Source organism: Paenibacillus sp. LjRoot56, from assembly GCF_964253335.1.
Taxonomy (GTDB): domain Bacteria; phylum Bacillota; class Bacilli; order Paenibacillales; family NBRC-103111; genus Paenibacillus_E; species Paenibacillus_E allorhizoplanae.
In genome coordinates this window covers 818,072-837,519 of the sequence record NZ_CAXURV020000004.1, presented here as the reverse complement: position 1 = coordinate 837,519, position 19,448 = coordinate 818,072, and the positions used below count along the sequence as shown (strand labels likewise).

Below are 19,448 nucleotides of genomic sequence, written 5' to 3'. Positions count from 1 at the left end.
TTTTACCGTGGCACATGGAGTAAGCAGGCTCGGTTTTTCCATACTATTATGTTTATATACGGAGTTCGATGTTCTTCGTAAAATTCTTAGGGGGTAACGGATTGTGAGATATTTAACAGCAGGTGAAACGCATGGCCCGCAGCTCACTGCGATTATTGAAGGGTTTCCAAGTAATGTAAACCTTAACTTTGAAGATTTAAACCATCAATTACATAGACGTCAAAAAGGCTATGGTCGTGGTCGTCGGATGCAAATTGAGAAAGATACAGCTACCATTGCAGGTGGCGTGCGTCATGGTAAAACAACAGGTGCGCCAATCGCATTAGTTGTCGTGAATAATGACTGGAAACATTGGACTTCCGTTATGGGGATTGAACCCGTTGAAGAAGATAATGAAGGTAAGCGCCGTGTGAACCGTCCACGTCCTGGACATGCAGATTTAAACGGCGGCCTCAAATATAATCAAAAAGATTTGCGTAATATTTTGGAAAGATCAAGTGCTCGTGAAACAACGATGCGTGTAGCCACTGGGGCTGTTGCTCGTCAGTTGTTAGCAGAGTTCGGGATCAAAGTAGCAGGACAAGTTATCCGCATTGGTGATGTTGAAGTAGAACGTCAGGAGCTTCCTGTCGATGAACTTATTCGTATTACAGAAGAATCACCAGTACGTGTTGTTGATAAAGATGCAGAAGCGAAAATGATTGCAGCTATCGATGCTGCTAAAGAAGATGGCGATACATTAGGTGGTATCGTGGAAGTGATTATCGAAGGTGTACCTGTTGGACTTGGAAGTCACGTACAGTGGGATCGCAAATTGGATGGTAAAATTGCACAAGCTGTGCTTTCCATTCAAGCCTTCAAAGGTGTGGAATTCGGAATCGGCTTCGAAGCTGCAGAGCGCAGAGGCTCGAACGTGCATGATGAAATCCTTTATACGCAAGAAACTGGCTTTAGACGTAGAACGAATCGTGCAGGTGGATTTGAAGGCGGAATGACAACAGGCGAGCAAATCATCGTTCGTGGGGTAATGAAGCCAATTTCTACTTTGTACAAGCCTTTGCAAAGCGTAGATATCGATACGAAAGAAGTATTTACAGCACAAGTAGAGCGTTCCGATACGTGTGCAGTGCCAGCAGCAGGCGTGATCATGGAGAATGTCATCGCTTGGGAAGTGGCCAATGCTTTCTTAGATAAATTTGGTGGAGACTCCATCGAAGAAATCCGCACGAACTTAGCGAATTTCCTTAAGCAAGTGGAGAACTACTAAGATGAGAGAACTTACCGTAGAGCTTGGAGAACGGTCTTATCCCATATATATTGGCCAAGGCATTCTTACCAATATCTCGACGCTGTTCGATCGCGCGAAGCTCAGCCGCAAGTCGCCGCTGCTCATAGTCACCGACGAGTCGGTGGCGGCATTGCACTTGGAGCGCGTCCTGACGCTGCTTCGTGACGGCGGCTTCGCCGCGACAGCCTGCGTCGTGCCCGCAGGCGAAACGTCCAAATCCCTCGCGCAGCTCGAGGGAATCGTAACCGCCGCCCTCCAGGCGGGCCTTGATCGCAATTCTGCGATCATAGCCCTTGGAGGAGGCGTGGTCGGCGATCTCGCCGGCTTCGCTGCGGCGAGCTTCATGCGGGGGATCCGCTTCGTGCAGATCCCGACGACCATCCTTGCGCACGACAGTTCTGTCGGCGGCAAGGTAGCGGTCAATCACCCGATGGCGAAGAACATCATCGGGGCGTTCCACCAGCCGGAGCTAGTCCTCTTCGACATCGACTTGCTGTTGACTTTGCCTGAGCGTGAAGTGAAGGCAGGCCTGTCGGAAGTGATCAAGCATGGCTTGATCTGGGATTCCGCTTTCACTCATTGGTGCGATGAAAACGCAGACAAGCTGTTAGGATTAGATCCAGAAGCGCTAAGTTATGCGCTTTACATAGGTTGTCAAGTGAAAGCTATCGTCGTATCTCAGGACGAACGCGAGAATGATCTCAGGGCGATATTAAACCTCGGACATACGATCGGTCACGCATTAGAGGCCGTAGCGGGCTATGGTGAGCTGTTACATGGTGAGGCCATCGCTATTGGGATGGTCGGTGCGGCAAAGCTTGCACAGCAGTTTGGCTATAGCGAGGACATACATACGGTGACTAGAGGTTTATTTGTGAAATACGGATTGCCGGTGAGCATCCCGTCACATTTGGATACAGATCGCATTATGAGTGCTATGATGCATGATAAGAAATTCAAAGAAGGTACGATGGTGTATATCATCCCGACTGAAATTGGTAAAGTCGAGATCCGTAAGGATGTTACTTCACAGCAAGTGAGAGAAATTGTTGACCTTCTAAAAGGGGAGAAATAACCGATGTACTTAAGGGGAATTCGTGGCGCGACAACAGTTCAACAGAATGATGCAGAAGAAATTCTTGCTGCAACGAGTGAGCTTCTTCAAGCAATTGTAGAAGCGAATGATTTCCTTCCAGAGGATATTGGATCGGTTTTCATTACAGTAACGGAAGATATTACGGCAACATTTCCAGCAAGAGCAATTCGTACACTAATTGGCTGGGAGCTTGTTCCATTGATGTGTTCGCTGGAAGTTCCAGTTGAGAATGCATTACCCAAATGTATTCGCTTGATGGTTCAGGTCAACACGACTAAAACACAAGCAGAGATCAATCATGTGTACTTGAAAGAAGCTAAAGCACTTCGTCCTGATATTGTTAAATTGACAAATGAAGCTACCCGGTAGTATAGTGAAATTAGATGAGTTTAGGTTAGTAGAGCAGAGTTTAGTCGAGTAGAGCAGAGCCGAGTTGAGATGAGAAAAAGACAAGTAGCTATATGACCATTGGATCGTTCCCAGAGGGGGATCGTCTATTTGTTCATACCCAGCTCTGATTTTCTTTTTTTCACATTCATCCTGATCGTCTACTGAAACTAAAGTCAACCTCTACCCCTGGTAGAGGTTTTTTTGTATTCGAATAGAGTTTTGAGCGCCGCAGACCGCGAGCAGCTCACAAGCTGAGAGGGGATGTTTCCATGTATACACCTGAATTGCAAGAAGTCATTCGTTTGTCCAAAGATTATAATCTTATCCCAGTGGTGCGTCATTTACTAGCTGATACCGAGACGCCAATACGTGTATTTCAACATTTATATCAAGAGCCTCGTGCCTTCCTTTTAGAAAGTGTAGAGGGAGGAGTGAAATGGGCACGTTATTCCTTCTTAGGCAGCGATCCATTCTTGATGATCACGGCGAAGCATGGAAAAACAACGGTCGAAACGGGGTCCGAGAAAAAAATCACGGATGAGAAACCGATCGAAGTGTTGAAGGCGTATCTTCGTTCCTACTCCAGCCCTCAGCTTGCAGATCTTCCACGCTTTACGGGTGGTGCGGTTGGATTCTTCGGATATGACTTATTGCAATACTATGAGAAACTACCGGCTCATCAGATTGATGACTTACAAATGAATGATATTCAGTTTATGTTTTGCGATCAGGTCATCGTATTTGATCATTTCAAACAACAGATCAAAGTGATTGCAAACCTACATGTTCCCCAGTTCGCAACGGATGCGGATATTGCGAAGGCGTATCAAGCAACTTGTGAGAAAATCGATGCGACAATTGAAAAAATTAAACGGCCTCTTAGTTCCGATACCATGACGCACAACCCGATCGTGTCAGAACCAGATTTGGGCGAAATTCGCTCCAATATTACGAAAGATAAATTCATTGCCAATGTGAATAAAGCAAAGGAATACATTCGTGCCGGCGATATTTTCCAAGTCGTGCTCTCCCAACGTTTTGAAATGGAAACAACGGTTTCTCCCTTACAGGTATATCGCGTGCTTCGTACAATGAATCCATCTCCGTATATGTATGTGCTGAAAATGGACGATGAGGTTATCGTTGGAACGTCTCCTGAGTTGCTAGTACGGGTAGAGGAAGAAAAAGTAGAAACGCGGCCGATTGCTGGAACAAGACCTAGAGGGAAAACCCCAGAGGAAGATCACGCACTTGAGTTGGAGCTGCTTGCCGACGAGAAAGAACGTGCAGAGCATTTGATGTTGGTTGATTTAGGTCGAAATGATATCGGGCGTGTCTCCGAATTCGGTACGGTCAAATGTGATACCTTCATGGACATTGAACGCTATTCACACGTGATGCATATCGTTTCCAATGTGTCTGGCAAGATTGCCAAAGATAAGGATTTCTTTGATGCTTTCCTTTCCTGTATGCCTGCAGGCACGGTGTCTGGAGCACCGAAGCTGAGAGCGATGGGAATTATTGCTGAACTGGAACCTGAGTCTCGCGGTTCTTACGCAGGTGCGATTGGTTATCTAGGTTTTTCCGGGAATTTGGACACTTGTATTACGATCCGGACGATTGTATTCAAAAAAGGCAAAGCCTATGTGCAAGCAGGAGCAGGAATCGTTTGGGATTCTGTACCTGAGAGTGAATATCAAGAAACCGTGAACAAAGCGACGGCTTTGCTGAAATCAATTCGTATGGCAGAAGCCATGTTCAGTCCTGAGCCTAGACCTGTTAGCGATATTAACAAAGACTATTTCGTTAACTCATAGAAGGAAGGGGCATGGAAGAACATGAGTGGAACAATTTCGATACAACAAGCGCTTGGTAAAGTAATTAGTGGCAATCATTTATCCCGGGAAGAAGCACGTAGTGTCATGTCTGAGATTATGGATGGAGCTGCTTCACCTGCACAAATAGGCAGTTTGTTGACGGCGCTTCGTATCAAAGGGGAAACATTTGAAGAGATTACGGGGTTTGCGGAGACGATGCGAAGCAAAGCTGTGCAAGTGAACGTACACCAAAGTGACCTGCTTGATACGTGTGGAACAGGTGGAGATGGTGCTGACACGTTCAATATCTCAACGACAGCTGCCATTGTAGCATCAGCAGGCGGGATCCGAGTAGCGAAGCATGGCAATAGAGCGATGTCGAGTAAAAGTGGTAGTGCGGATGTTCTAGAAGCGCTTGGCGTTAAGATTACACTGAGCGGAGAACAAGCAGCGAAATGTCTTGAACGTACTGGCATTTGTTTTATGTTCGCACAGGCCTATCATCAATCGATGAAGCATGTTGCAGCACCTCGTAAAGAACTTGGATTCAGAACGGTTTTTAATTTGCTTGGACCGTTAACCAATCCTGCGGGCGCAGATCGTCAAGTCCTTGGCGTTTTCGATAGAACCAAGACAGAGATGTTAGCGCAATCGCTACAAGCACTAGGCTTGAAACGTGCGATGGTTGTTGCCAGTGAGGATGGGTTGGACGAATTCAGTATCTCTGCACCCACGAAAGTTTCTGAGCTGAAGTCAGATCTAATTACGACCTACACCATTACACCGGACGATTTAGGTCTTCGTGCACATAGTATCAAAGATGTAGCGGGTGGAGATGCTGCCCTGAACGCAGAAATTATTCGTCATATTTTTGCAGGTGAGAAAGGTCCATATCGGGACATCGTGCTAGCGAATGCTGCGGCATGCTTCTATGTAACGGGTCATGTAGGCACTCTTCAACAGGGCGTGAAATTAGCTGCAGAAGTCATTGATTCGGGACGCGCGGAGCAGAAATTGCAAGATTTAATCCAATACACAGGAGAACTATGCCATGTTTCTTGATAAAATTGTAGCTACAAAACGCGTGGAAGTAGAGGCGATGAGCGATTTTTCGATCGCGGAGGCTGAAAAGTTAATTTCTCAGCTTCCTCCTTGTTTAGGCTTTGAGCGGGCATTGACGCTTGGGAAAAATCGTTCCATGGGACTTATCGCAGAAGTGAAGAAAGCTTCGCCATCCAAAGGATTGATTCGCGCAGATTTCGAACCGGTTGGATTGGCCCAAGCTTATGAGCGTGCAGGCGCCGATTGTATTTCGGTATTGACCGATGTTTCGTATTTCCAAGGAAGCAATGATTATTTGGAGGCTGTGCGTAAATCGGTGAACGTTCCGTTGCTACGCAAAGATTTCACCATTGATCCGAAGCAAATCTATGAAGCAAGACTTCTGGGAGCAGATGCCATTCTGCTTATCGCAGCGATTTTGACAACAGAACAGATGAAGCAATATTTGACCCTAGCGAAGGATCTTGGCCTAGATGCACTGGTTGAGGTGCATGATCGTGAAGAGTTGGAGCGTGCACTTGAGCTGGATACCCAACTGATAGGTGTCAATAATCGGAATTTAAAAACTTTCGTAACCGATCTAGGAACAACGGAAGAATTAATAAGCTTTATGCCAAAGGGTAAAACTGTTGTGAGCGAGAGTGGTATATCTACCGTTGAAGATATGGCCTATGTCGAGAAAGTTGGGGCACAAGCTGTACTCATCGGAGAGCATTTCATGCGACAACCTGTCGTTGAACAAGCGGTTCATCAGTTGATGGGTGAACTGGTCAATAAGAGGCAGTTATAGGCAGAAAGAGGCGGGTTTGATGACTGTGGGAACGATTCCAACGGTAAAAATTTGTGGACTTCAAAGCGTTGAAGTGTTAAAATCAATCGTACATTTGCCGATAGCTCATATCGGCTTTGTTTTTGCACCAAGTAAGCGACAAGTCACGTCTGAGAAGGCAGCCGAGCTGATTGCTTATTTGAAAGCTGAAGAAGCGAAGGGTCAGACTGTGCCTCTTACAGTTGGCGTGTTTGTCAATCCAACGAAAGAGCAGTTGGTTGATATTTTAGCAGCAGCTCCTCTGGATGTCGTGCAACTTCATAGTCAGGAAACACCGGCTTTCTGTGGATGGGTTCGTGATCAATTTGGTGTACAGGTATTTAAATCGGTTTCAATCTCCAAAACAGAAGATTCCATACCTTCTCTATCCAAGGTAGCTGAGCAACTAGATCCTTATATCGGGCATGTAGATGCCATCTTATTAGATACCTTTGACCCTGTTTACGGAGGCGGTTCTGGGACAACTTTTGCCTGGGATTGTATACCTGTTTATCAAGAGTGGGCTCGTTCTGCTGGTATACAATTGCTAGTAGCTGGCGGACTCCGACATGATAACGTAGATCAATTAGTAGATGCTTATGCTCCTGATGGCGTTGATGTATCGAGCGGCGTGGAGACAGATGGCGTGAAAGATATTGCGAAAATAACCGCGTTTGTGGAAAGGGTGACCCGTAAGTGACACAAGTACCTGATCAGCAAGGTAGATTTGGCAAGTTCGGTGGCCGCTATGTGCCCGAGACATTGATGAATGCCTTACATGAGCTTGAAGAAGCTTATGCGCGATATAAAGATGATCCTGAATTTATTGCGGAAGTTCGATATTTGCAGAAGCAGTATTCAGGTAGACCTACTCCGCTTTACTATGCAGAGCGCTTAACAGAGCAACTCGGTGGAGCGAAGATTTATTTGAAACGTGAAGATTTAAACCATACAGGCGCACACAAAATTAATAACACCATCGGACAGGCCGTACTTGCCAAACGCATGGGGAAGAAAAAGATAATCGCGGAAACTGGTGCTGGTCAGCATGGTGTTGCTTCAGCGACAGTCGCAGCATTAATGGGCTTTGAATGTAAAGTTTTCATGGGGGAAGAAGACACGAAACGTCAACAATTGAATGTGTTTCGCATGAAATTGTTAGGATCGGAAGTCATTCCTGTTACTTCAGGAACGCGTACATTGAAAGATGCTTGTAACGAAACATTGCGTTACTGGGTAAGTAACGTTCAAGATACGTACTATATTCTCGGATCCGTAACTGGGCCACATCCGTATCCGATGATGGTTCGTGATTTCCAACGCGTGATCGGGGATGAGTCCCGTGAGCAAATCTTGGAAACAGAAGGCAGACTGCCTGATGCAGTAGTTGCTTGTGTTGGCGGAGGCAGTAACGCGATGGGGATTTTCTATCCATTCGTTCAAGATGAGTCCGTGAAATTGATTGGTGTCGAGGCAGCAGGTCGCGGCGTTGATACGGAGGAGCATGCAGCTACCATGACCAAAGGAACGCCAGGTGTATTCCAAGGGTCACTCAGTTACTTGCTTCAGGATGAGTATGGTCAAGTATTGCCAGCGCATTCGATCTCGGCCGGTTTGGACTACCCGGGAATTGGTCCCGAACATGCATACCTCAAAGATGCTGAGCGTGCTACTTATTATCCAATAACGGATCAAGAAGCACTAGATGCTCTTCAATTGTTGAGCCGCACAGAAGGTATCATACCAGCTCTTGAGAGCGCTCATGCCATTGCACATACGTTGAAATTAGCACCGACGATGACGAAGGACCAAATTATTATCGTGAGTTTGTCAGGCCGCGGCGATAAAGATGTGGAATCCATTATTAGTTATCTTGGCGAGGGGGTATAAGCGATGAACCGTATTGACAGTCGTTTTGCAGAACTCAAAGAGCGCGGTGAAACCGCAATGATCCCTTTTCTAACAATTGGTGACCCTTCGATTGAAGCATCCTTGGAGCTGATTCTAGAAATGGAACGCGCTGGCGCGGATTTAATCGAGCTTGGTGTTCCTTACTCGGATCCACTCGCAGATGGACCTGTTATTCAACGCTCCTCTGAGCGCGCTTTGAAGCGTAAAATTTCCATCTTTGATGTAATCGATGTAGCTAAACAGGCAAGGAATCGCGGATCTCAGCTGCCATTTATCCTTTTTACCTATTATAATCCGGTTCTCCAAATTGGTTTGGAACGTATTTTCAAAGTGATGCAGGAGAATGAAATCAGTGGCATTATTATTCCAGATCTTCCTTTGGAAGAAGATAGTGAGACTAGAGGGATTGCTGAGAAATATGGCGTTCATTTGATTCCTTTAGTCGCACCAACATCGAATGAACGTGTACAACGTATTGCTTCAAGTGCACGTGGTTTCGTTTATTGTGTATCTTCCCTAGGAGTTACAGGTGAGCGTGCTGAATTTTTTGGCGGCATTGAAGATTTCCTTACAACCGTGCGTGAAGCCGCGTCTGTTCCCATTGTTGTGGGCTTCGGCATATCTTCGCGGGAGCAGGTTGAACGCTTTGAGAAGCTGTGCGATGGTGTTGTCGTAGGGAGTGCGATTGTCCGCACGATCGAGAGCGCATTACCACATTTCCAAGAGGATGCTGCTCATCCGGAAGGTCTTAAGCAAATAGGTAACTTTGTAGGTCAATTAAAACGTTCGAACCACTAATTGATGAGGTGACTTCATGAAACCGAAACAAACCATTATACATTTACCAGTTTATCAACCAGGTAAACCTATTGAGGAAGTAAAGCGTGAGCTTGGCTTAACTGAAGTGATCAAGCTTGCTTCCAATGAAAACCCATTCGGCTCATCTCCGCATGTGAAGGCTGCGATTGAAGCAGAAATTGCAAATATTAGTCTGTATCCAGATGGAGGCGCCGTACAATTAACAGAAGCTGTTGCAGCTTCTCTAGGCGTTGAGACGAATCAACTTATTTTCGGCGCTGGATCGGATGAAGTCATTCTTATGTTAGCACGTGCTTTTCTAGTGCCAGGTGATGAATCCGTTATGGCTTCACACACATTCCCACAATACAAACACAATTGTGAAATCGAAGGCGCAATCTCCATTGAAGTTCCGTTGAAAGATGGCACACATGATTTGGATGCAATGGCTGCGGCTATTACTGATCGCACGAAAATCGTATGGATCTGTAATCCGAATAATCCAACGGGTACGATGAATACAGATGCGGAAATTAAAGCTTTCTTAGCTAAAGTTCCTGCGCACACGATTGTTGTTCTTGATGAAGCTTATTGCGAGTACAACACAACAGGTGAGTTCCCAGATAGCATTGAGCTTATCGGTCAATACAAAAATGTGATCTCTTTGCGTACTTTCTCCAAAATCTATGGGTTGGCTTCGCTTCGTATTGGTTATGGTATTGGGCATCCAGATGTCATTCGTTCGATTAATCAAGTGCGAGAGCCTTTCAATACGACTCGATTCGCACAAGCTGCTGCTCTTGCGGCGATTAATGACCAGGATTTCATCGCAAGCTGTCGTGAAGCGAATACTGCTGGTTTGAACTACTTAGAAGAACAATTTAAACAACTTGGGCTGCACTCGTTTCCTGCTCATGGGAACTTTATTATGGTGGACGTAGCTCGTCCAGCGGCAGACGTATTCAACGGCTTATTGCGCCGAGGGTTAATCGTTCGTGGTGGTCATATGTTGGGCTTCCCAACATCATTGCGTGTCACTATTGGTTCAAGTGAGCAAAATGCCAAATTCATTGCGGCTCTAACGGAAGTTCTTGCAGAGGTTCCTGTTCTAGTCTAATTCAGAAGATAAAGGTTGATTCTTGTCATGACGAAAATAGCAATATTCGGAGTAGGTCTGATCGGTGGATCTCTTGCCTTATGTTTCAAAGGAAAACCAGACTTTACCGTTGTTGGCCATTCACCCAATCCGAATTCCGTCGAAAAGCTGCTGAAACGGAATGTTGTTGACCATGCAACTACCGATATGGCAGAAGCCGTGGATGGGGCTGATTACATCTTCCTATGCGTACCCGTGGGTAATTTGGAGGAATATGTTCAGAAGTTGATGAAGCTGCCTTTGAAACAAGGTTGTATCATTACGGATGTGGGCAGTACGAAAGCATCCATTACAGAAAGCGCTGCAGCGCACTTGAAGGAAGGCTACTATTTTATCGGTGGTCATCCGATGGCAGGCTCTGAGCGACACGGGGTGGAAGCAGCTTCGTCGCATCTGTATGAGAATGCTTTCTATGTCTTGACTCCAGCAGAGGGCACACCACAGGCTGAGGTGGATCGTCTGACTAATCTACTTAGTCATACTAAAGCGCAAATCGTGCAAGTCGATGCTCGAGAGCATGATGACATCGTCGGTGCAATTAGCCATTTGCCGCATATTATTGCAGTCGCACTTGTTAATCAAGTTAGAAACTATAACGAGAGTAATCCCTTGTATCAAAACTTAGCGGCTGGCGGTTTCCGAGATATTACTCGGATTGCCTCAAGCGAACCTACGATCTGGCGTGATATTCTCGTCAACAATCGTGAAGTGTTACTCAAGCTGCTCAAGGATTGGAATGATGAGATTTCACGATTCGTTCAGCTGATTGAACAAAGCGATGGGGAAGGGATTGCGGAGCAATTCCGTATTGCTGGCGAATTCCGAAGCAAGTTACCGGAACGTCGTAAAGGTGTACTCACTTCCTTATTTGATATTTATGTGGATGTACCCGATCACCCGGGTATTATAGGCTCAATTACCTCGCTGCTCGGAAATGCTCGAATTAATTTGAGCAATATTCAAATTATCGAAAGCCGTGAAGACGTTCCTGGTATTCTCCGATTGTCTTTCCGTAACCAAGAGGAAGCCGATCGCGCTTCGGAGTTATTAGGCAAAGAATATGCGGTGCATGTTTAAATTCGAATGCCATGTTATCTGTTCAGGACTTTCTTTGTGTTGGTTTCCGCCATCGCAAAGGAAGTCCTTTTGTTTTCTTTTTGTAACCGATTCACAGGTCAAAAGGCTCATGCTATAATGGGTCTTATTATTTATATACATACTATTCATTGTTATGGGGCGGTTGATGTGAAGTACCGAATGTTATTCATAAGCTTGCTAACGGTCATGATTGTCTTTCTTAATTTTTCACCTATTTTAGCAAGTGCCAAAGATGTGTATTATTCCAATGAGGTTGCCGTTCTTGTCTATCACCACATTGACGAACTTGAACAGAGCTCAGTTACAATCACGCCGAGGCTGTTTGAGCGGCAGCTAGTTTCGTTACAAAGGAAAGGATTCCATTTCATTACCTTGGACCAATTTAAAGACTTCAAAACCAAAGGTGCGGCAATACCGGATAATGCGCTGCTTATCACATTTGATGATGGCTACGAAAGCTTCTATACGCATGCATATCCAATTCTGAAGAGGCTTCAAATCCCTGCCGTGAATTTCGTTATTACGAAAGATTTGGATGATCCCAAAAGGCCTAAGTTAGCGTCTTTATCTAAGGATGAGATTAAACAGATGCGTAGTGAAGACCCAAATATTGAATTCCAGGGGCACTCCGATGAGCTTCATGCAATGAAAGATGGAAAACCCATGTTATCTAACAAAATTATTCTAAATGGAAAGCTAGAAACTGAGGTAGAGTTTAAGAGTCGGGTTGTTCAGGATACTCGCAAATGTATTGCCAAACTCAAGGAGTTGAATGCTTCGAAAAATGTGGATTCCTATGCTTATCCATATGGCAGCTACGATGATACGACGATTTCTTACTTGCACGAGGCAGGTATCCAATACGCTTTTACAACGAAAGCAGGTATTGCTTCAGAATGGACGGATTCGATGCAAATACCGCGAATCAACGGTGGAAGTCCTTTTATACGTCCGCATTCCATTAGCAATTTGATCAAGCAGGCCAAAAGAGAACAATCACAATTTGTTAGTTCAAAATGATACTTGGTAAACGTTTTCAAAAAGGTGTTGACAGAATGAAACCGTATACATATAATAAAAGTACAGTATGGTTTCTCTCCACTCCTATCCGATAATCGCACCATAAGTGCAACCGCCGATTCGGCGGTTTTTTTTTTTTTGTCTTTTTCCCTTTTTTTAAAATACATATAAAAGGAATGCACTTAGATGTCGATAGTAGAGTTGTAGTAGAAATATGAACTTTATCCAACAATTTGTCGAATCTAGCAGGAATCTCGTCTTGAAGCGAGAATAGGTTATAGGCTAAATGTTTGCTAAATTTCGCATTCACACTTTTTTTACAAATATAACGCAACTTTTCACTCCAACCGTAGTAAAACATGTATGAACAGTTGGAGTGGTACCCGGAATCGCGAGGAGGGTCGCCACGTAATGACCGATTCCCAATTGATCAGAGAAATCAAGGATGGAAATGTTCAGCTGTATAACGAGCTAATGCGTCGTTACGAGCGTAAAATCCTTGCCTTTATTTATCACATGCTAAAGAGCACACAAATGGAAGCTATCGCGGAAGATTTGTGTAATGAAACATTTTATAAAGCGTATCGCAGTTTGCATTCTTTCCGTGAGATCGAGGCATCTTTTTCTACTTGGTTATATACGATTGCCCGTAATACCGTATTGAGTGAGCTGCGCAAAAATAAAAGTGTCCAGGTGTCACTGGAGCAAAGCGGTCTTACACCGCATGCTTCTTTTGATGCGATGCCAGAGCTGGCGATGTTGAGGAACGAAAAGGTGTCCATGGTTCGCGAAGCGATTAATAGCTTGCCTGAAAAGCAAAGATCGGCTTTGATTTTACGTGAATATGATCAGATGGATTATCAGGAAATTGCCAACATTTTGGGTCAAACCGTCAGCTCAGTGAAATCTCTTCTATTTAGAGCGAGAGCATCAGTCAAATTGCATCTGGATCCTTATTTCAGTGAACCGATATTCGAAGAATCGAAGGGATGACAAGCGATGAAGTGTAGTGAGATCCAGGAATTATTTGGAGTCTATTGGGATTTGCCGAATGATGACCTGCGTCGTGCAGCAGTTGATAAGCATTTAGAAACATGCGACTCCTGTAAAGAGGAATTTCAAATATGGGAAGAAAGCATGATTCTGATCCGCAGTGCTGCAACTGACGAGGAGCTGACGGACTTTGAGCCTATAGTCTCCACCAAAGTAATGAGCCGAATTTACGAGGATGAATCATGGCGAATTCCAGTTTCCGAACGGATGTATTCGATTTCCTATAAATTAAGACGAAATTTGACGGCGGTTATTGCATTTTGTCTAGCTCTTTTTGTGTTTAGCTTTTTATTTGCCATCGTATATGATGGCTCTCCACAGTCAACATTGGCTTCCGCGGACAATTCACTTTACGATCTTGAAGCACCACAAGCGCTAAAAATTAGCGGTACAGAATCTTTGAATGGACATAAGTTAGGTGATGCTGTAGCCAGTCTGAATCCAAGTTTCATGGAACCTTTACGTTTTCATGTTGGACCGATCCATTCGTACCCTCATTACTTATTAGTCGTATCGCTTCTTGGATTAGTAGCAACCATTATTATTATGAATTGGTTATCAAGAACGAAAACTTAATGCTCCTAGTGGAGCATTTTGCATTTCTAGCGCTGGAGGTAAAAGAATGACTATGATAGGGTTTATACGTCACGGAAGCACAGAGTGGAATCGGTTAGGTAAACTGCAAGGGCAGTTGGATACAGATTTAACGGATGAAGGCAGAGAGCAAGCAAGATTACTTGGGTTGCGTCTATCTCAGGAAAATTGGGATGGCATCATTAGCAGTGACTTGAAGCGAGCGAAAGAAACCGCACAAATTATCTCAACACGATCTGGTATCCCTCTATTGCGTACAGATAAACGCTTGAGAGAGCGTAAATACGGGTTGGTCGAAGGAACTACTGTCGCTGAACGTGAAGAGCGCTGGGGAGCCGATTGGAAGCTTCAGGATCTGGGTCAGGAGTCGGACAGCGATTTGTGGGCTAGATGGATGGAGCTTGAAACAGAGATTTTGAGTCAGTACCCGAGTAAGAAGATCTTACTCATCTCGCATGGAGGCTTTATTGTTCAGGTGCTTCGTGTTCTGAAATTGAACCAAGAGGAGTTCCTGCAGAATACCTCTTTGACCTTGTTATTGCGACAAAGTGATCAATGGGAGCTTCAATTGTACAATTGTTTAACCCATTTACAAACGACCTCGGAAACGGTGGTATGAAAGTAAACATGACTCGATAGAGTCATGTTTTTTTGTTTGTTACGGAATATTTTCGGAAAAAAATCCCATAATGGTTACTAGAAACATCGGAGTAGAAAGCTCCGCCAGATGGGAGATGTAGGATGGAAATGAACCTAGCGGATATGCTCAGCTATGCCGATATCCATGAATTAGGCCGAATTGCACATACCTACGAGTGTGAGTGCAATGGTCATTCTAAGAATGAGTTGATTCAATCGATCCTGAGTACGGCCATGCGCAAAGACATATTCGAAAAACACATTCAAAGTCTTAGTTTGGAAAACATTCGCTTCCTCAACTCCTTACTCTCGGACCCTCGCAATTCGTTTAGTATGGAGGAACTCATCGCTAGAGCCCAGCAGTCACGCTTTCAGAAAGAAGAGGCACCAGGAGATTGGAATCCAAGGGATATGATTTTGAAATTCAAGAAATTAGGTTGGTTGTTTAACGGGCATTCCCAACAGACCAAATACCTCTTTCATGTTCCAGCGGATTTAAAGCGAAGATTTGGTGATGTGCTAGCGAAACAATTTAAGCAAAATTTGGTGAAAACAGATGAACCAAACGTTTATCGCGATGAACAATCACTTCTAGTCGACGACATATTTCATTTCTTAACCGCGATTGCTCAGCAAGAAATGCCATTAACAGCAGAAGGTTTTATGTACAAAAGACAACTTGGGCAGCTCCTCAGTATCTTATCTGTTCAAGAGGGATTGGTAGCAAAGGGGACATGGCGATTCGGTTACGGACGAATGTTCAAGGAATACCCGAATCGATTTTCACTTATCTATGACTATTGCTATTACCACCAACTAATCAGTGAGCATGACCTGGTGCTTCGCATTACAGAAGCAGGAAAGGCACGATTACTGGAAGGGAAAAAAGAAACAGTTACGGATGTGTATACGTTTTGGCTAAGGCTGTACAAAAATCCGATTCCTAATTTACAAAGTATATCGGTTTGGCTAGATCGACTTTGTGATCAGTGGGTGACGATGGCTTCGATTGTAGATTTATTTAGTAAATTAGTTAAACCATTTTACTATGATGGTTCAGAATCTATTGTCGAGCAGCGAATCCTACAAATGATGATGCACATGGGTTTAATCCGGATAGGTGAAGATCATACGTATGGGGCAGTTATCCAGGTCACTAAGATAGGCTCAAAAGTGATTCGAGGGATAAGTCTTGCAGAGGAAGACAAAGTGGTACTCTTCTGATCTAGGTATTAACACATTCCCGTTCAAACGGGCTTTTGAATGAAGCGTTGAATTAGCTAGTGAATATGATGTAATAGGAGCATAACAACGGGTTGGCGTACACCATAATGCAGACATATATTCTTGCGAAAAAGAAGCTCCTGACAAACCGCGGACAACATTTGGAGGTAGGTCTCATGGGAAAAATGAATGTATCTAACGATGCGCTGCTGGCACTTTTCGCGGAAATGATTTGGGATAATGCCTTACGCAAATATAGAGAAGAAAATCTTTATAAAGAAATCGATAGCGCTCTTGCTAAAGGCGATCAGACATCCTTTTTAGCGCTAACGTCTGAATTAAGGATTTTACAATCACTAGGGTAATCATTAGCTGCGCATGAGCAAGTAAACATAAAGGCATGAGGATACCAGTCCCATGTCTTTTTTGTCTGTGTATACCAAGTTTATTTGGAAGACTGAATACTTGATTGACAGCTAAGAGATGACGGATTAAAGTACTTAAAGTACAAGTTGAGCTTGCGCTACATAGCGGATGTTCTTTTGGTAAATGATAGGGAGGCGCTACACCTTGAAGTTTAATGAGATTGTTTCACAAGAATGGACGGAATTGAAACCCTATTTGGATACGTGTCTTCTTCCTGTGACGGGGTTGACAGGGGTTGAGGATCCGATGGAAGTGACTACCGTGTTAGAGCGGCTCCGTGATGTCATGGAAATTATCGAGATTCCTTACAAGGGCAGAGTTGTCACTTATCCAGCTCTTCATTACATAGCAGATACGGGTGCAAGTAAGCAAGTGGAGACTATCGTACATCAATTGAAGAAAAGTGGATTTCGTTACATAATCGTATTAACCTTACATTCGGAAGCAATCCACTGGAAATCAGCTGAAACAGATTTGTTGATCGTTGTCGATAAAGAGCAGTGGGCGCAGCAATCAGAGGCAATTAGATCAGGTATATCCAAACAAGTTCAGCAACTATGGTACCCTGTAGAGTAACTTTGGTGATGTCGTGTATTAATGGAAAAAAAATGTGCAAGATAAGGGTAGTAATGGATGAATGTGGCTTGCAAAAAGTTGTGACAATTTCGTTAAAATTTGTCCGAAAGCGAAGATTTCAATCCAATAAAAGGAGTTATGAATTCTTGACGACCTAGTAGACGTAGGCTATTATTAGAAATGTCCTAGTTATGTAGTGTAATGTCGAACGACACGTGATAGAGGTAGCTGATGTCCGAGAGGGTTCGGGCTTCGGCCAATGTAGGAGGGTAGACCTGAGAATGAGTGATCATAACAATCACAATGAAGAACAGCATGGGAAGAAACCCGGGACCAAACGCGAAATGTCTCGTCGACAATTTCTTTCTTATACCCTTGGTGGCGCTGGTGGATTCATGGGGGCCGGCATTATCATACCGATGATTCGGTTTGCCGTTGATCCTGTCCTTCAGCCTAAAGCAGCATCGGACTGGGTTAAAGTTGTCGAAGAAAGTAAAATTACGAATGTTCCACAAGCGTTTACGTTCCAAGTCCATCAGGTAGATGGCTGGTACGAAAGTGATGCTGAACTGGTAGCATGGATTTCCAAAGACAGTAAAGGTGCACTGTTTGCGTTAAATCCGACATGTAAGCATCTTGGCTGTACGGTTAACTGGAACGATAACCCTGCTTACAAAGATCAGTATTTCTGTCCATGTCATGGTGCGCATTATACGCAAGACGGCAAGAACCTTGCTGTAGCACCTAAACCGCTAGACGAATACACAACAAAAGTAGAGAATGGTTTCGTGTATGTTGGACAACTGCATGCTAACACTAGAGTATAAGGGGGCGTCACGATCAGATGTTTAAAAACGTATACAACTGGATTGACGAACGTCTTGATATTACGCCTATGTGGAGAGATGTAGCGGATCATGAGGTGCCAGAACACGTTAACCCTGCTCATCACTTTTCCGCATTCGTTTATTGTTTTGGCGGATTGACGTTTTTCATCACAGTAATTCAAATTTTGTCAGGTATGTTCCTTACTATGTATTACACACCTGATATTATCAATGCGTATGCAAGCGTTGATTATCTACAACATAAAGTAGCTTTCGGTGTTATCGTCAGAGGTATGCACCACTGGGGAGCTAGTTTAGTTATCGTAATGATGTTCTTACATACCCTGCGCGTGTTCTTCACAGGATCTTACAAAGCTCCGCGTGAAATGAACTGGGTGGTAGGCATGCTCATTTTCTTCGTTATGTTAGGTCTTGGTTTTACGGGATACCTGCTTCCATGGGATAACAAAGCTTACTTTGCAACACAAGTAGGTATGAAAATTGCAGCATCGGTACCATTTGCTGGTCCGTACATCGAAACATTGCTGCAAGGCGGAAGCATTGTTGGTGCACAAACACTAACACGGTTCTTTGCTATTCATGTGTTCTTCCTGCCTGGCGTTCTGCTCGCTTTGCTTGCCGGACACTTCTTCATGATTCGCAAACAAGGTATTTCCGGACCGCTATAATTTAGGGAGGGGCGAATAGCGTGGCGCATGGTCATAAGTCTGATGAAAAAATCGTTTACGTAGGGGATTCCCGCGTAATTAAGAAAACGCAAGAACAACGACTAATTCCTAGAGATTACTCTGCTTACCCAGGTAAATCAGAAGCCTTCATTCCTAACTTCTTGTTGAAAGAATGGATGGTTGGTGTCGTTGTCTTGGTCGGTATGCTAGTTCTAGTTATGTCCGACCCAGCTCCGTTAGGTTATCCTGCGGATCCGAAGAACACAGCATTTATTCCGATGCCTGACTGGTATTTCTTGTTCATGTATCAATTGCTGAAATATCCATACACATCGGGTGATTACGTTGTTCTTGGAGCGGTAGTTGTACCAGGTTTACTATTTGGTGGTTTATTGCTAGCTCCTTTCTTGGATACTGGTAAAGAACGTCGCTTCTATAGAAGACCAATTGCTTCAAGCCTTATGATTTTATCTTTGATCGCTTGTACATACCTGACGTACACGTCTTGGTCTCACTATCAAGTTGAGCTTAAAGAGAAAAATATCATTCCAGAGCACATCAAGCGTGAAGAAGAAATGCACGCTAACAAAGGTGGCGCAGCTGGTGAGGGTGCGAAGAAAGAAACGAAAAAAGCAGCTGCAATTGTTGCTGCTGATGACCCAGGTGCTGCGATTTATGCAAAAGCAACTTGCTTAGCTTGTCACGGTGCACAGCTTAAAGGAATGCCAGCTTCTGGTGTACCCGCTTTATTAGGTGTAGGCGATGGACACACGAAAGATGACATTATGGGCATTATCAAAAATGGTAAAGGCAACATGCCTGCTATGTATAAGCCTAATATCGATAAAGGCTTAACAGATGCCGATATTGATAAATTAGCTGAGTGGTTATCCAAACAAAAAACTCAATAAAACAGAACCTGGTCGCGAAAGTGATCAGGTTTTTTTTGGAAATTTTAGATGGTCTACGTATCAAA

General features: G+C 44.2%; 21 protein-coding genes. All 21 read left to right on the top strand.

Annotated features, from left to right (window positions below; genetic code table 11):
* Positions 1 to 103 precede the first annotated feature (103 nt).
* The 21 genes from aroC to ACSQ8O_RS29495 all read left to right on the top strand — a co-directional run bounded on the left by aroC (position 104) and on the right by ACSQ8O_RS29495 (position 19,383).
* Positions 104 to 1,267, top strand: a complete 1,164-nt coding sequence (gene aroC / locus ACSQ8O_RS29595) for a chorismate synthase (RefSeq protein ID WP_436244587.1) — start codon at positions 104 to 106, stop codon at positions 1,265 to 1,267.
* 1 nt (position 1,268) lies between these two features.
* Complete coding sequence (gene aroB / locus ACSQ8O_RS29590) at positions 1,269 to 2,363, top strand: 3-dehydroquinate synthase (protein WP_436244586.1); 1,095 nt, start codon at positions 1,269 to 1,271, stop codon at positions 2,361 to 2,363.
* Positions 2,364 to 2,366: 3 nt separating this feature from the next.
* Entirely contained in the window at positions 2,367 to 2,753 is a 387-nt protein-coding gene (aroH, locus tag ACSQ8O_RS29585) for a chorismate mutase (RefSeq protein ID WP_056614336.1), read from the top strand.
* Between the two features lie 290 nt (positions 2,754 to 3,043).
* Positions 3,044 to 4,591: an anthranilate synthase component I gene (gene trpE, locus ACSQ8O_RS29580; protein ID WP_056614334.1), complete on the top strand. Its 1,548-nt coding sequence runs from the start codon at positions 3,044 to 3,046 to the stop codon at positions 4,589 to 4,591.
* 21 nt (positions 4,592 to 4,612) lie between these two features.
* Positions 4,613 to 5,653, top strand: coding sequence for an anthranilate phosphoribosyltransferase (gene trpD / locus ACSQ8O_RS29575; protein WP_056614330.1), 1,041 nt, complete (start codon positions 4,613 to 4,615; stop codon positions 5,651 to 5,653).
* Entirely contained in the window at positions 5,643 to 6,443 is an 801-nt protein-coding gene (gene trpC, locus ACSQ8O_RS29570) for an indole-3-glycerol phosphate synthase TrpC (protein WP_436244585.1), read from the top strand. Before trpD ends, trpC begins: the two co-directional genes overlap by 11 nt.
* Before the next feature lie 19 nt (positions 6,444 to 6,462).
* Entirely contained in the window at positions 6,463 to 7,161 is a 699-nt protein-coding gene (locus ACSQ8O_RS29565) for a phosphoribosylanthranilate isomerase (RefSeq protein ID WP_436244977.1), read from the top strand.
* On the top strand, positions 7,158 to 8,351 hold the full coding sequence (gene trpB / locus ACSQ8O_RS29560; protein WP_056614320.1) for a tryptophan synthase subunit beta: 1,194 nt from the start codon (positions 7,158 to 7,160) through the stop codon (positions 8,349 to 8,351). The genes ACSQ8O_RS29565 and trpB overlap by 4 nt, the downstream gene beginning before the upstream one ends.
* 3 nt (positions 8,352 to 8,354) lie before the next feature.
* Positions 8,355 to 9,170 (top strand): tryptophan synthase subunit alpha, encoded by an 816-nt coding sequence (gene trpA / locus ACSQ8O_RS29555; protein ID WP_436244584.1) that lies wholly within the window; start codon positions 8,355 to 8,357, stop codon positions 9,168 to 9,170.
* Between the two features lie 16 nt (positions 9,171 to 9,186).
* Positions 9,187 to 10,287, top strand: coding sequence for a histidinol-phosphate transaminase (hisC, locus tag ACSQ8O_RS29550; RefSeq protein ID WP_436244583.1), 1,101 nt, complete (start codon positions 9,187 to 9,189; stop codon positions 10,285 to 10,287).
* 27 nt (positions 10,288 to 10,314) lie between these two features.
* Positions 10,315 to 11,403, top strand: coding sequence for a prephenate dehydrogenase (locus ACSQ8O_RS29545; protein WP_436244582.1), 1,089 nt, complete (start codon positions 10,315 to 10,317; stop codon positions 11,401 to 11,403).
* A gap of 168 nt (positions 11,404 to 11,571) precedes the next feature.
* On the top strand, positions 11,572 to 12,444 hold the full coding sequence (locus ACSQ8O_RS29540; protein WP_436244581.1) for a polysaccharide deacetylase family protein: 873 nt from the start codon (positions 11,572 to 11,574) through the stop codon (positions 12,442 to 12,444).
* Positions 12,445 to 12,855: 411 nt separating this feature from the next.
* Positions 12,856 to 13,437, top strand: coding sequence for an RNA polymerase sigma factor (locus ACSQ8O_RS29535; protein ID WP_436244580.1), 582 nt, complete (start codon positions 12,856 to 12,858; stop codon positions 13,435 to 13,437).
* A gap of 6 nt (positions 13,438 to 13,443) precedes the next feature.
* Positions 13,444 to 14,073 (top strand): anti-sigma factor family protein, encoded by a 630-nt coding sequence (locus ACSQ8O_RS29530; RefSeq protein ID WP_056614297.1) that lies wholly within the window; start codon positions 13,444 to 13,446, stop codon positions 14,071 to 14,073.
* A gap of 46 nt (positions 14,074 to 14,119) precedes the next feature.
* Positions 14,120 to 14,710 carry a histidine phosphatase family protein gene (locus tag ACSQ8O_RS29525; protein ID WP_436244579.1) on the top strand — a complete coding sequence of 197 codons (591 nt, stop codon included), beginning with the start codon at positions 14,120 to 14,122 and terminating at the stop codon, positions 14,708 to 14,710.
* A gap of 128 nt (positions 14,711 to 14,838) precedes the next feature.
* Complete coding sequence (locus tag ACSQ8O_RS29520; RefSeq protein ID WP_436244976.1) at positions 14,839 to 15,954, top strand: hypothetical protein; 1,116 nt, start codon at positions 14,839 to 14,841, stop codon at positions 15,952 to 15,954.
* Positions 15,955 to 16,130: 176 nt separating this feature from the next.
* Positions 16,131 to 16,319, top strand: a complete 189-nt coding sequence (locus ACSQ8O_RS29515; RefSeq protein WP_056616951.1) for an IDEAL domain-containing protein — start codon at positions 16,131 to 16,133, stop codon at positions 16,317 to 16,319.
* 205 nt (positions 16,320 to 16,524) lie between these two features.
* Entirely contained in the window at positions 16,525 to 16,956 is a 432-nt protein-coding gene (locus tag ACSQ8O_RS29510; RefSeq protein ID WP_056614292.1) for a DUF2487 family protein, read from the top strand.
* Between the two features lie 281 nt (positions 16,957 to 17,237).
* Positions 17,238 to 17,783, top strand: a complete 546-nt coding sequence (locus ACSQ8O_RS29505; protein ID WP_056614289.1) for a ubiquinol-cytochrome c reductase iron-sulfur subunit — start codon at positions 17,238 to 17,240, stop codon at positions 17,781 to 17,783.
* Between the two features lie 17 nt (positions 17,784 to 17,800).
* Positions 17,801 to 18,472 (top strand): menaquinol-cytochrome c reductase cytochrome b subunit, encoded by a 672-nt coding sequence (gene qcrB / locus ACSQ8O_RS29500; RefSeq protein WP_028554311.1) that lies wholly within the window; start codon positions 17,801 to 17,803, stop codon positions 18,470 to 18,472.
* 20 nt (positions 18,473 to 18,492) lie between these two features.
* Entirely contained in the window at positions 18,493 to 19,383 is an 891-nt protein-coding gene (locus ACSQ8O_RS29495; RefSeq protein WP_056614286.1) for a c-type cytochrome, read from the top strand.
* Positions 19,384 to 19,448 lie beyond the last annotated feature (65 nt).